14 protein-coding genes are annotated in these 12,103 nt (G+C 67.2%); 7 read left to right on the top strand and 7 right to left on the bottom strand.

What is annotated here, in order from left to right:
• Positions 1–161 precede the first annotated feature (161 nt).
• From HC022_RS11200 to HC022_RS11185, 4 genes are all read left to right on the top strand, one after another.
• Complete coding sequence (locus HC022_RS11200; RefSeq protein WP_167452481.1) at positions 162–767, top strand: hypothetical protein; 606 nt, start codon at positions 162–164, stop codon at positions 765–767.
• 183 nt (positions 768–950) lie between these two features.
• Entirely contained in the window at positions 951–1,742 is a 792-nt protein-coding gene (locus HC022_RS11195; protein ID WP_167452480.1) for a lysozyme, read from the top strand.
• A gap of 40 nt (positions 1,743–1,782) precedes the next feature.
• Positions 1,783–1,992: a hypothetical protein gene (locus HC022_RS11190; protein WP_167452479.1), complete on the top strand. Its 210-nt coding sequence runs from the start codon at positions 1,783–1,785 to the stop codon at positions 1,990–1,992.
• The gene (locus HC022_RS11185) at positions 1,952–2,389 is read left to right on the top strand and encodes a hypothetical protein (protein ID WP_167452471.1); all 438 of its coding nucleotides are present in this window, start codon (positions 1,952–1,954) and stop codon (positions 2,387–2,389) included. Before HC022_RS11190 ends, HC022_RS11185 begins: the two co-directional genes overlap by 41 nt.
• A 1-nt stretch (position 2,390) precedes the next feature.
• Here HC022_RS11185 and HC022_RS11180 read toward each other — a convergent pair whose 3' ends face one another.
• The 4 genes from HC022_RS11180 to HC022_RS11165 all read right to left on the bottom strand — a co-directional run bounded on the left by HC022_RS11180 (position 2,391) and on the right by HC022_RS11165 (position 7,694).
• Entirely contained in the window at positions 2,391–4,763 is a 2,373-nt protein-coding gene (locus HC022_RS11180; protein ID WP_167452478.1) for an arylsulfatase, read from the bottom strand.
• Between the two features lie 382 nt (positions 4,764–5,145).
• Positions 5,146–5,430 carry a hypothetical protein gene (locus HC022_RS11175; RefSeq protein WP_131822035.1) on the bottom strand — a complete coding sequence of 95 codons (285 nt, stop codon included), beginning with the start codon at positions 5,428–5,430 and terminating at the stop codon, positions 5,146–5,148.
• A 90-nt stretch (positions 5,431–5,520) separates the two neighbouring features.
• Entirely contained in the window at positions 5,521–6,597 is a 1,077-nt protein-coding gene (locus HC022_RS11170; protein WP_167452477.1) for a hypothetical protein, read from the bottom strand.
• A 200-nt stretch (positions 6,598–6,797) separates the two neighbouring features.
• A complete protein-coding gene (locus tag HC022_RS11165; RefSeq protein WP_167452476.1) occupies positions 6,798–7,694 on the bottom strand; it encodes a LysR family transcriptional regulator in 897 nt (298 codons plus the stop codon).
• A gap of 153 nt (positions 7,695–7,847) precedes the next feature.
• Between HC022_RS11165 and HC022_RS11160 the strand changes: the two genes are divergently transcribed.
• The 3 genes from HC022_RS11160 to HC022_RS11150 all read left to right on the top strand — a co-directional run bounded on the left by HC022_RS11160 (position 7,848) and on the right by HC022_RS11150 (position 9,935).
• On the top strand, positions 7,848–8,252 hold the full coding sequence (locus tag HC022_RS11160) for a DoxX family protein (protein WP_167452475.1): 405 nt from the start codon (positions 7,848–7,850) through the stop codon (positions 8,250–8,252).
• 86 nt (positions 8,253–8,338) lie between these two features.
• Positions 8,339–9,160 (top strand): 4,5-DOPA dioxygenase extradiol, encoded by an 822-nt coding sequence (ygiD, locus tag HC022_RS11155; RefSeq protein ID WP_167452474.1) that lies wholly within the window; start codon positions 8,339–8,341, stop codon positions 9,158–9,160.
• Between the two features lie 232 nt (positions 9,161–9,392).
• Positions 9,393–9,935, top strand: coding sequence for a hypothetical protein (locus HC022_RS11150; RefSeq protein WP_254885052.1), 543 nt, complete (start codon positions 9,393–9,395; stop codon positions 9,933–9,935).
• Positions 9,936–10,231: 296 nt separating this feature from the next.
• Here HC022_RS11150 and HC022_RS11145 read toward each other — a convergent pair whose 3' ends face one another.
• The 3 genes from HC022_RS11145 to HC022_RS11135 form a co-directional block, all read right to left on the bottom strand.
• Positions 10,232–10,552, bottom strand: a complete 321-nt coding sequence (locus tag HC022_RS11145; protein WP_008884917.1) for an antibiotic biosynthesis monooxygenase — start codon at positions 10,550–10,552, stop codon at positions 10,232–10,234.
• An 18-nt stretch (positions 10,553–10,570) separates the two neighbouring features.
• Positions 10,571–11,359, bottom strand: a complete 789-nt coding sequence (locus HC022_RS11140; RefSeq protein ID WP_167452473.1) for a heme ABC transporter ATP-binding protein — start codon at positions 11,357–11,359, stop codon at positions 10,571–10,573.
• On the bottom strand, positions 11,359–12,103 hold a 745-nt coding region (locus tag HC022_RS11135; protein WP_167452472.1), incomplete at its 5' end, for an iron ABC transporter permease. The genes HC022_RS11140 and HC022_RS11135, both read right to left, overlap by 1 nt.

Genomic DNA, 12,103 nt, shown 5'->3' with positions numbered 1-12,103 from the left:
GCGAGACCGAGGCGCAGACCTACATGCAGTATCTTGCCGATCGCGTCGCGCTCCGGGGCGTGACCTTCCCCTGATCTTCAAGAATACATAGTTCGGCCCGCCGTTGGCGGGCCTTTTTCATGACCACCCAGACTACCGGAGCGGCAATGGGAGATGAAAAGATGACCGGAGACGAGTTCCCGAAATCGAAGGCCGGCCGCGTGATCGAGCTGGGAAAGATCATGGGCGCCATCGCTGCCATCTTCGGCGCCACCAGCTTGATATGGGGGATGACCTTCGGGCCGCTGCGCGAGGGCTACCTGATGATAGGCGACTTCGTGGACCGCTTCGCGCGCCTCGAGGTCACCGTCTCCGAGCTGCAGCAGGATGTGGCGCGGGCCAATGGAGATGACCGGGTGATCCGGCAGATCCAGGGCCAGAGCTACATCCGAGAGCCGGTGAGGCAGGGCGACAACGTGGTGATGACCATGGTGGCGGCGCGCACGAAGCTCGGGGTCGACTGTCGCCTCACCGACTGGACGCCGATATTCACGGACGAGCTGAACATCCCGACGCCTGGGCAGCGGCTGAACGCGGGTCGCGCGCCCCGGCAGCTCAGCGACGACACGCAGACCCTGCGCATCGAGATGATCCCTCCGGCCATCCTCCGGCCCGGGCGGATCACGGTCTACCTGACCCTGACCTACCAGTGCCCGACCGAGAGCGGCACGACCACCGTCCAGGACCGGACGGACACGCTGGCCTATCAGCTCCTGCCTGCCGGGTGAGGGTGCGGACGCAGCGTCAGGGGATTGATGTGACGCGGTGTAGGTTGGGAAACCGGTCACGCTGCGTCCGCCGGACCACTTCAACGCAGATCATTAATTCGCGCAACTGACGCACCCTCAGGGTTGCGCGGCTTTGCGCCGACCGCCCCGCCTCGTGCGGGGCTTTTTCATGGGAGAATCTCAATGAAGCTTATCGCCAACTGGCGCGAGGTCGCGAAGAAGAGCCACAGCATGTGGGCCTTCTACCTGAGCCTCGTCTTCCTGCTGCTGCCGGAAGCGCTCTATTACGTCTTCACGCTCGACACGAACCCGCACCTCTGGTTCTGGCTCGGCGTTGCCTTCCTGGTCTACGGGATCTGGGGCCGCCTGAAAGACCAGGGCATCGACCGGACCACGCTCAGGAGCCCGCTCTACGTGGTCCTCCTGGCGGCGATCATCGCCGGGGGCGGCGTCTTCCTCACCGGCGAACGCCCGCACCAGCCCGCCGATGTGCCGCGGCTCTCGCATGCAGGTCCCGAGCAGCTTTTCCTACAAGAGGCCATTCCGCTCGTCTCGAAGTGGGAGGGGCTCAGGACCGAGGCCTACCTCGACACCATCGCGAGCCCGCCGGTCTGGACCGTGTGCTATGGCGAGACCGTCGGCGTGAAGGCGGGGGACCGCTATAGCGCGGACGAATGTGCGGCCATGCTCGGCCGCCGCATCCTCGTCTACCGCTCCGGCCTGCATCGCTACATGACTCCCGAGACTCTGGCGCAGCGGATGCCGCCGACCCGGGACGCGGCCTATACCTCGCTCGCCTACAACGTCGGGGTGGACGGGGCAGGGAAGAGCACGGCGACCAGGCGCCTGAACGCCGGGGACATCCGCGGCGGCTGCGAGGCGCTGACCTGGTGGAACAAGGCGGGTGGCCGCGTGATCCGCGGGCTGGTGAACCGCCGTGCCGAGGAGCGGGCCAAGTGCCTGATCGGCGCATGAGCTCGCTCATGGTGGCATCCCTCAGCGCGAGGGTGGGCTGATGGGCCGGTTCTGGTCAGGCATTCCCGATGTCGCGCGCACCATCCTGTTCTTCACCGGCTTCGCCCTGGTCTGCGGCTTCGCGGGCTGGCTCATCCGCGGCGGCTGCGACGAGGCCGCGAACCTCGAGGCTTGCCGCGAGCGCACCAAGATCGAAAAGGAGATCCGCCGTGAAAGCGATGATGATTTGCTGCGTGGCATTACTGAGTAGCTGTGCCGTGCCGGGCGACTTCTGCGAGGTCGTGACCGGCGAGAAACGCTTCGACCCGGAGACTGGCGCCGCGATGATCCGCACGGATCGCGAGGACGTGGTGCAGATCCGGGTCGAAAACGACTACTGGCTGGCGCGCTGTCAGGTGTCAGACAAAAGCGACTTTACTGTCAGGTCTCTGACCCATTTCGCCTTTACCAAGGAAAAGCCGTCGTTCGCGCCACATGCAGGAAAGGTCGGGAGTGAGCCCAAACTCATCATTGGCGAGAACGCGTTCTCCCGAATAATTTCTGTGGCGCTGCAAGGATGTCCTCTTGCCCTGTCCCGCGCTACGCGCGGAACTCACAGGCAGGAGCGCGACAGGCCGGTTGCCCGTCCCGCCGCGGCCCGAATGTGACCTACTGCAGTTCGACGGTTACCTGCTTGATCGTGCCGGTGAATGCGAATGGCGCAGCTTCCCTGTAGGCGGGAGTGACCGTTGCACCGAGGTCCATTCCAATGTCCAGCGTCTCTGTTGCGGAGTAGCGGGACGGCACGACCTTCTCCACGTTTCCGGTTGCAACCTCGGCACCGTCCACGAGAAGCGTCGCCGTGCCGCCTGTGACCTCCTTCCCGGCCTCAAAAGGAAGTTGTTCATAGATCATCGTCACGGTGTGCTCACCTGCTTCCAGCGGCGTCTCTCCCGCAACCCGGTAGAGCTCCTTGCCGAAAAAGTTGAACTCATAGACCGGCACCCCGTCCTCGAGATACAGCGTGTATCCGGCCGCTGACCCACCGTTCGCGATCATCACGCCGCTTGCGCCTCCCTCGGGCACCTCGATTTCGGCGGTGATCGTATGGGAGCGCTGATAGGCCGGAGCCGCGCTGCCTTCGGGTATGCGGACCGTGCCCGGCGCATAGGTGAAGACGTTGCGACCGCGGGTCACGGACGGGCGTTCGGGGTTTCTTGCGCGATCAGAGAAGCGATCGTCGAGCGGGTAGACCTGGAACTTCTGGGCCTCTTCGTCGAACATCGCCTGAAGCTCGGCGAGCTTCTCGGGGTTCTCGGCGGCAACGTCATGTGCCTCAGAGAAATCTTCCTCGATGTTGTAGAGCTCCCAGGTGTTGTTGTCGAAACCGACCGAGCCGGTCAGCTCCCAGGGTGCGCCGTGGAACGACGCGGCGACCCAGCCATCATGATAGAGCGCGCGATGCCCTCCGGTCTCGAAGTACTGCGTGTGCCGTGTCCCGGGGGCCTCGGCGTCGGCAAAGGTGTAGTCCATGCTCACGCCTGCCATGGGCGTCTGCTCGGTGCCGTTGACCACTTCGGGCTCGGGAATGCCCACCGCTTCGAGGATCGTCGGGGCGATGTCGACGACGTGATGGAACTGCGTCCGGATGCCACCGGTGTCGGTGATCTGCGCGGGCCAGCTGATGACCATGCCATTTCGGGTCCCCCCGAAATGCGAGGGCACGCGCTTCATCCACTGGAACGGCGACGAACCTGCCCAGGCCCAGCCCACAGGGTAGTGATTTTCATGTAGCGGGCCGCCGATCTCGTCCATCACGGGCAGCTGCGCTTCGACCGTGTCGGGTACGCCGTTCTGGGTCATCATATTGTTCAGAGTGCCGGTGATGCTGCCCTCGGCGCTCGGGCCGTTGTCGCCCGCAATGAGGATGATCAGCGTATTGTCGGCACCGGGCATGGTGCGGACCTTCTCGATGAGGCGCCCGATTTCATAATCGGTCTGCGCCAGGAAGCCGGCAAAGACCTCCTGGTGCTTGCTGAAGAGTTTTTGTGCATCTGCGTCCAGGGCGTCCCAGGCCCGGATCTCCTCTGGTCGCGGCGTGAGGTCCGTATCCTCGGGGACGACGCCGATATCCTTCTGCCGGGCCAGTGTCTCTTCGCGGACCGCGTCCCAGCCCTGGTCGAACTGGCCGGCGAACTTGTCGATCCATTCCTGGCTGACATGCAGCGGGGCATGCACCGCGCCCGGCGCAAAATACATGAAGTAGGGCTTGTCGGGCGCGATGGACTGCTGGCGATCGAGCCAGGCGACCGCGTCATCCACCAGATCGACGTTGAGGTTGTAGCCTTGCTCCGGGGTGGTCTCCGGCTCCACAGGAATCGTGTTGCGGAACAGCTGCGGATCCCACTGGCTGGTCTCACCGCCCTGGAAACCGTACCAGTATTCGAAGCCCAGCCCGGTGGGCCAGTGATCAAAGGGCCCCATGGGAGAGGTCTCCCAATCCGGCGTATTGTGCCACTTGCCGAAGGCCGAGGTCGAATAGCCGTGGTCCTTGAGGATCTCCGCGATGGTTGCGGTAGAGCGCGGCCAGATGCTGTCGTAGCCGGGATAGCCGGTGGAGAGCTCGGTGATCGTGCCAAAACCGCTTTGATGATGATTGCGCCCGGTCAGCAGGGCCGCCCGCGTCGGCGAGCAGATTGCGGTGGTGTGGAACCGCGTATAACGCAGGCCATCTTCTGCAAGGGCATCCATTGCCGGGGTCGGAACCGGCCCCCCGAATGTGCCTGGCTGGCCGAACCCAAGGTCGTCGATCAGCACGACCAGGACGTTGGGCGCCCCTTCGGGCGGTGTCACCGGCTGCGGATAATCCTGCGTCGAGCCTTCGAAGGTTTTGGTGATGACCCCGTTGAATGGTGCCGGCGGCAGCGGAAGGACCGAGCCGTCCCGGGGCGCATCTTGCGCGCTGACCGTTGATGCAGACGTGATGAACAGGAGGGCAGCGCCTTCTCGAAGCGCACGCCTGAAGTGGAACCGCTGGGTCATAGACTTCCCTCCGTAATCACTGAATCAATCTTGACGCTAGGTTAACACACAATTCACGCGTGCAAAGAGGCCTCTTTCACTCGCGCAATTCGGAGCGAAGCTGCGGTCACGAGGTGACCCAGCACCTGCCGGACCTCCCGCCGGGGGCTCTGGACCCTACCGGCTGAACGCTCTCGGACGCGGCGCTGGCGCGGCTGCCATGCTCGGCCTGTGGGGGGGCGGGCGGCCCGAAGAGGTGCGGTTCGGGTGGAGCCATGGGGGCGGGTGAGCCTGGTGCGCTTTTAGGCAGTCTTCTGCGATAGCGTACTGGCGGCAGCTGCGGTCCCGGGAAAACTCACAAAATCAGTCAAGGTGACCTTGCGTCATCTTTGGGTCTATTGTTTCAAGCCGCCAGCGGCTCATGCCGCGTCTTGTGATTTTTCGGTAACCAAAGAACAGGTGCTCGACCACTATGCGGCTCGATCAACAGAGATACTTCCACTGCAAACACTGTAGTCACAAACTCCGCTTCGGGCGCCGCGAATGCGGTGCCTGTTACCAGCACACGCCGGTCTACAACCGGTTCATCTTCTGGCTGGTGCTGGTCCTGCTGCTCACGGTCAGCCCACTCACTTCGTTGGTCGTCGCTGCGGTATAGCTGCTCAATTGGATGCTGCGAACGTTTCAAGATTCACGATCCGTTCTCGCTTTGTCCGTTGAAACGTGAGAGGCTAAGTAGCTGTATTCTATCGAGTTTTTGAACTCTGGTACGACAGCATCAGCGGAACCCCAGTGCGCGGCGCAGCCGCATCATCGGCGAGGTCTCTTCTGCCGCGCGGCGCGCGATCTCGTCCAGAACCGCCTTCTTGCGGGTTGCATCCACGGTGCAGACATCGCGCACGTCGCGCAGTGCGGCGTGGCGGCGCTCGGCCTCGTCGCGGGGCATGGCGGTGGCGTCGATCTCGGGGAAGGAGATACCGTGGGTCTCCGCCAGCCAGTCGAGATCGGTGCAGCGCGCCTCGATCACCTCGCGCAGCCCGTCGCGGAGCACCGGCTTCGACTGGCCGGGCACGGCGGCATCGGCGGTGCGCACCAGCCACTTGTAGCGCTGCGGGCGGCGGTCGTAGTGACGGTGCGGCGATTTCAGCGTGCCGCGGAAATACTGCTGCAGGATCTCCATGGCCTCGGGGCTCACGGTCTTGTTCTCTTCGTCGCTGCAACGGTCGAAGGCTTCGGGATCGGTCATCGGCAGGAAGTGCGTGATGAAGTCGGTCACCACGTCGCCGCCGGTCAGCGCCTCGCGCGCGTAGCGGCGGCAGATCACCTCGCCCGGGCCTTTCGCGGCCCAGGGCTCGAGCACGTCGCGGAAGCGGCTGGCCGACGGCAGCCCGAACTCGGGGCGCTTCTTCAGGTCCTGCTGCACGGCGGACAGGAAGTAGCAAGCGGGCGCGCGCAGGTACGCCATCACCCGGATGTTGGCGAAATGCGGTTTCAGGATGCCGTTCATCCGGGCGAAGGCGGCGTCGGTGAAGGGGCGGAACTGGTTCTCGCAGCTCAGCACCACCAGCGAGGGCGACCGCTTGGCGATGCGCTCTTCGAGCCGGGCCCAGAGATCGACACCGGCTTCCTCGGCCTTCTTCTGCGCGCGCGCGGCGTTCACGTAACCCGGCATGTTGTCCCTGGGCAGGCGGCTCAGGTGGGCGAAGATCTGCTGGTGGTTGACGTGGCGCTCGGCCTCGCCCACGACCACGCCTGCCGCCTCGAGCATTTTGCGGTTGGCTGCGAGCGTGTGCTGGATCGAGCTCGAGCCGGTCTTGTCGTGGCCAATGTGGATCAGGAGGTCGGGTTTCTTCATGGGGTTCCTGTAGAGCTTCAGCACATCTCTCTAGAGCGTTTGGGGATGGACCGGAAACGCTTTCCGCGGCCTTGTTCTTGGGTCAGTACCGGGATTGCGGCCCGGCGCGTCGGGAGGGCCCTGCACATCTAGGGGCTCGGGCGTACTCGCGCCATGGGGCGGTCGCAACTTGGGCGGGCGGGCGCCGGTGCGCGCGTCTGTCAGGCCATGCCGGAGCGGCGCATGTCCTCGACCGCGAAGTCGATGAGCGCCCGGGTCTTGCGCGGCAGCGTCCGGCCCTCGAGCCAGACCGCGGCGATGGGGTGGGCGGGGCTGTCGTAGCCGGGCAGCAGGGGCACCAGCCGGCCGGCCTCGATATCATCGCCCAGCACGAAGACCGGGCAATAGGCCACGCCGTCGCCCGCCACCGCCAGATCGCGCGCCACCTGCGCGCTGTTCACCATGAAGCGCGTCGGCACCCGCACCGTGGTGGTCTCGCCGTCGCGCAGAAAGCGCCAGCGGGCGGGGTCGGCGCGGTTGGTGTCGACGATGCAGACATGGCTTGCAAGATCCTCGGGCGTGGCGGGCGCGGGGTGGCGGGCGAGGTAGTCGGGACTCGCCACCAGCCGCGAGCGGATGGCACCGAGCTTGCGGCGCTTCAGCGACGACAGCGCGGGCTCGCCGATGCGGAAGCCCAGGTCGATGCCATCGGCGGCAAGGTCGACATAGGCATCGCTGAGCCGCAGGTCGATGGTCAGCTCCGGGTGCGGGGCGGCGAAGCGCGACAGCAGGTCCTTGACGTATTTCTCGCCGAAGGTGACCGGCGCCGAGACCCTGAGCGTGCCGGTGAAGCCGCGCCCGTTCTCGGTCACCTCGGCCAGCATCTCGTCGAGGTCGTCCAGCAGCGCGGGCGCCCGCGCCAGCAGCGCCTCGCCCGAGGCGGTGACGCCCACCTTGCGCGTGGTGCGCTGCAACAGCCGCACGCCCAGCCGCCGCTCGAGCTCGGCCACGTATTTCGAGGTCAGCCGGTTCGAGATCCCCAGCCGCTCGGCGGCGCCGGTGAACGAGCCGGTCTCGGCGGTGGCGACGAAGGCGCGCAGGCCGTCGATCATGTCCATGCGATCATTCCGAACGAAATGTGGATTGTCATTCCACATCATCTCCATTTCATTCCTTTCCCGCAAGGCGCATCTTGGGCTCATCGAAACACACACCGTCACCCGGGGACGCCACGACGCGCCGGTGCCGGACCAAACCGAAGGACCACCACCATGATCGACGTGAAAACCGCGCCCTATGCCGCGCTGCTGCTCCGCGTCTGCACCGGCGCGCTTTTCATGACGCACGGGCTTACCAAGCTCTTCGTCTTCACCCCCGCCGGCACCATGGGCTTTTTCGAGAGCCTCGGCCTGCCGGGCTGGCTCGGCCTTGCCACCATGCACTTCGAGATCGTGGGCGGCGCGGCGCTGATCCTCGGCGTCGCCACCCGCCTCGTGGCGCTGGTCGCCGTGCCGGTGCTGCTGGGCGCCGCAATCACCGCCCACTGGAGCAACGGCTTCGGCTTCTCGAACGCCGGCGGCGGCTGGGAATACCCGGTGATGTGGGCCGCCGTGATGGCCGCGCTCGCCCTGCTCGGCGACGGCGCGCTCGCGTTCTGGCCGCTCAAGCGCAGCTGAGCGCCCGCCCTATGAACGGGGCCCGCCGTGCCGCATGATCGGCATGGCGCCGCGCCCGACGCAACCCATTCCAGGGGAGATCCGCCATGAGCATCTCGCAACAACTGCAGAAACTGAAAGACGGCCTGAAGGCCTCGGACCGCATGCCGGTGGTCTTCCTTGGCCACGGCAGCCCGATGAACGCCATCGAGGACAACCTCTACGCGCGCAGCTGGGCCAGGCTCGGCCAGACGCTGCCGCGCCCGCAGGCGATCCTCGTGGTCTCGGCGCACTGGATGACCAGGGGCTCGACGCTGGTCAGCGTGACCGCGCGCCCCGAGACGATCCACGATTTCTACGGCTTCCCGCAGGAGCTGTTCCAGCAGCAGTACCCGGCGCCCGGCGCGCCCGGGCTCGCCGCCGAGGTGGTGTCGATCCTCGCCAGCCACCACGCCGAGGGCGACGACACCTGGGGGCTCGACCACGGCGCTTGGTCGGTGCTGAAGTTCCTCTATCCGGGGGCCGACGTGCCGGTGTTCCAGCTCTCGATCGACATGCGTGCCGACCTGCCGGAACACGTGGCCATCGGCGAGGCGCTGCGCGGCCTGCGCAGTCGCGGCGTGCTGATCCTGGGATCCGGCAACGTGGTGCACAACCTGCGCGAAGTGCGCTGGGGCGGCGGGCCCGCCCATGACTGGGCCGAGGAGTTCGACACGTTCTTCGCCGACCGGCTGGGGCAGGGCGACATCGCCGCGCTCAGCGACCGCGCCGGCATGGGCCGGCTCTTCAACATGGCGCACCCGAGCTTCGACCACTACCTGCCGGCGCTCACCGTCGCCGGGGCGGCCGATGCGAAGGACCGGCTGATCTTCATGAACGACAGCATCGACCTGGGATCGGTCTCGATGCGCAGCTTCGTCTACTACTGATATACAAGGACCGGGAAGGCTCCCGACATGCTCGTGAAAGGTATATGGACGACGGACTGGCAACCGGTGCAGATGGCCTACGAGAAGGGCCGCTTCGTGCGTCAGGTCTCGTCCTTCCGCAACCGGATCACCCGGGACGGGGCGCCGGGCCTCACCGGCGAGGGCGACGTTCCCGCCGAGGCCGGGCGCCACCGGCATCGCCTGCCTCTGCCCCTGGGCGTCGCGCACTCTGATGGCCCGCGCCCTGAAGGGGCTCGAGGAGATCATCCCGGCTGCCGTGGTGAACCCCGCACCGGGCGCGCAGGGCTGGGAATTCGGCGGGTACCCGGGCGCCGGGGAAGATCCGCTGCACGGGGCCGCCTACCTGCACGAGTTCTACACCCGCGCCGACGCGCAGTTCACCGGCCGCGCCACGGTGCCGGTGCTTTGGGACATGAAGCGCGACGTGATGGTCAACAGCGAAAGCGCCGACATCCTGCGCATGTTCGACACCGCCTTCGAGGGGCTGGTGCCCTCGGACCTGCGGCTCTGCCCCGAGGACCTTGCCGCCAGATCGCCGACTACCCGCGGCTCTTGGCCTGCATGGCGCGCATCCTCGCGCGGCCCGGGGTGCGCGCGACGGTCAACATGGATCACATCACGCGGGGGTACCACGCCATCAAGGCGCTGCACCCGACGCGGATCCGGCGCACCGGCCCCGCGCATGTGGAAGCGCTGTTGCGGGGGGCATTTCGGAAGGCTTGCCGGGGGCGCTTTGTGGAGGGGGCGGGAGTGAGGGGCCAGCCCCTCACACTCCCCGGAGTTTAGGGGCAAGATGAAGGGCGGACGCGGCGCTGGGGCGTCTGGCCGCGTGCTTTTTGATTTCGGGCTGTGGGGCTCGCGGGTGGCGGGGCGTTTTTGGGGTTTGGAGCGTGGCCGGGTGTAGGGGGCGCGCACGAGGATTGGTGTGTCGGCGGGTTGTGGGGCGCCGGGGTCATGTGCCGGGTGCGGGGAGGTGGGGCCGGTTCGGGGTGAATGTGCTGCGGTATTGGTTGAGGGGCAGGGCGTCGGGGGACGTCCTGCCCCTTTTCGTCATGCGGGCTGGGTGATCTTCTGGATCGCCCGGAAGCCTTCGAAGCGGGGGGCGCCGCTGTGCAGCTTGCGGGTCTCGCCAGCGCGGGAATGGGCGGCGCGGAAGCTGTCGCTGCGGGTCCAGTCGCGGAAGTGCTCCTCGCTCTCCCACACGGTGTGCGAGGCGTAGAGGATGGTGCCGTCCTCCTCGGGGCCCTTGAGCATATGGAACTCCACGAAGCCGGGGTTCTCGTGCAGCTTGCTTTCGCGGCCGAGCCAGAGTTCCTCGAACTCGGCGGCGTTCTCGAGCGGGACGGTGAAGCGGTTCATCGCGAGATACATCTGTGGTCCTTTCTGGGGTCACTCCGCCGCGAGCGAGGCGGCGTGGGGGAGGATGAAGGGCGTGCCGGGGGGCGGCGCCAGGCCCACGCGCAGCGTGCAGCCGTAGGCGCGGGAGAGAGTCTCGGAGGACATTACCCCGGAGACGGGCCCCGCGGCCAGCACCTGTCCGCCGGAGAGAAGCGCCACGTGGTCGGCGAACATGGCGGTGAGGTTGAGGTCGTGCATCACGGTCACCACGCCGCCGCCGTCATCGGCGAAATCGCGGGCGATCTGCATGACCGCGAGCTGGTGGGCGATGTCGAGCGCCGAGACCGGCTCGTCGAGGAAGAGCCAGCGCGGCCCGTCCTCGTCGGCGGCGGCGCCGACCTGCGCCAGCACGCGGGCGAGCTGGGCGCGTTGCTGTTCGCCGCCCGAGAGCGACTGGTAGGGGCGCCCGGCATGGTGGCCGAGGTCGACCCGGGCCAGCGCCTGCAGCGCGGCGCGGCGGTCGTGGCCGGCACGGCCGCGCGAGAGCCCGATCTCGACCACCTCGAGCACGGTGAAGGGGAAGGCCAGCGCCGAGGCCTGCGGCAGCACGCCCCGGATCGCCGCCAGCTCCCACGGGGCCAGCCCGTCGAGATCGTGGCCGTTGAGCGTGATCCGCCCGCCGTGCGGCAGGTCGCCGGTCAGGGCCTTGAGCAGCGTGGTCTTGCCCGAACCGTTGGGACCGCAGATGGCGGTGACCTTGCCGGGTGCGGCGTCGAAGTCGACGTGGTGCAGAACCTCGGTGCGGCCGAGCCGGACGGTGATGTCGCGCGCGTGCACCATCAGAGGTCCACCACGCCGCGCTGCCGGAGCAGGATCCACAGGAAGACCGGCGCGCCCAGCACCGCGGTGACGATGCCGATGGGCAGCTCCGCCGGGGCCACGACGACGCGGCTGATCATGTCCGCCACCAGCAGCAGCGCGGCGCCCAGAAGCGCCGCGTTGATCAGCAGCGCCCGGTGGTCGGGGCCGGAGGCGAGGCGCAGCAGGTGCGGCACCACGATGCCGATGAAGCCGATGCCGCCCGAGACCGCCACGGCGGCGCCGGTGGCGGCGGCGACGCAGAGGATGGCGAGCCGCTTCATGCGCTGCACGGGGATGCCGATGTGGGCGGCGGTGGCCTCGCCGAGCGCCAGCGCGTTCAGGGCCCGGCCCAGCAGCACCGCGCCCGCGAGCGAGACGGCGATCACCGGCAGCGCCACCGCGAGCTTGGTCCAGCTCGCACCGGCAAGCGAGCCGAGGCCCCAGAAGGTGAGGTCGCGCAGCTGGGCGTCGTCGGCCATGTAGACCAGCACGCCCGAGATCGCGCCGGTCAGTGCCCCAAGCGCGATGCCGGCAAGCAGTATCGTCGCCACCGAGGTGTGACCGCGCCGGGTCGCGACGCGGTAGAGCAGCAGCGTGGTGACCCAGCCGCCGAGGAAGGCCGCGACCGGCACGAGGTAGGGCCCCGGCAGGACGGCCAGTGCCGGCGGCAGCAGCCCGCCCAGCACGATGGCGAGGATCGCGCCGAGCCCCGCGCCCGCGCTC

Origin of the sequence: Salipiger sp. HF18 (assembly GCF_011806505.1) — a bacterium.
Classification (GTDB): Bacteria; Pseudomonadota; Alphaproteobacteria; order Rhodobacterales; family Rhodobacteraceae; genus Salipiger; species Salipiger thiooxidans.
This window is presented reverse-complemented; position numbering and strand designations above follow the sequence as displayed.

Bases quoted from the DNA above. Each gene is read 5' to 3' on its own strand.
- HC022_RS11195 (WP_167452480.1), top strand. From the start codon at position 951: ATGAAGCTTATCGCCAACTGGCGCGAGGTCGCGAAGAAGAGCCACAGC.
- HC022_RS11170 (WP_167452477.1), bottom strand. From the start codon at position 6,597: ATGAAGAAACCCGACCTCCTGATCCACATTGGCCACGACAAGACCGGC.
- HC022_RS11200 (WP_167452481.1), top strand. From the start codon at position 162: ATGACCGGAGACGAGTTCCCGAAATCGAAGGCCGGCCGCGTGATCGAG.
- HC022_RS11165 (WP_167452476.1), bottom strand. From the start codon at position 7,694: ATGGACATGATCGACGGCCTGCGCGCCTTCGTCGCCACCGCCGAGACC.
- HC022_RS11140 (WP_167452473.1), bottom strand. From the start codon at position 11,359: ATGGTGCACGCGCGCGACATCACCGTCCGGCTCGGCCGCACCGAGGTT.
- HC022_RS11190 (WP_167452479.1), top strand. From the start codon at position 1,783: ATGGGCCGGTTCTGGTCAGGCATTCCCGATGTCGCGCGCACCATCCTG.
- HC022_RS11180 (WP_167452478.1), bottom strand. From the start codon at position 4,763: ATGACCCAGCGGTTCCACTTCAGGCGTGCGCTTCGAGAAGGCGCTGCC.
- HC022_RS11160 (WP_167452475.1), top strand. From the start codon at position 7,848: ATGATCGACGTGAAAACCGCGCCCTATGCCGCGCTGCTGCTCCGCGTC.
- HC022_RS11150 (WP_254885052.1), top strand. From the start codon at position 9,393: ATGGCCCGCGCCCTGAAGGGGCTCGAGGAGATCATCCCGGCTGCCGTG.
- HC022_RS11145 (WP_008884917.1), bottom strand. From the start codon at position 10,552: ATGTATCTCGCGATGAACCGCTTCACCGTCCCGCTCGAGAACGCCGCC.
- ygiD (WP_167452474.1), top strand. From the start codon at position 8,339: ATGAGCATCTCGCAACAACTGCAGAAACTGAAAGACGGCCTGAAGGCC.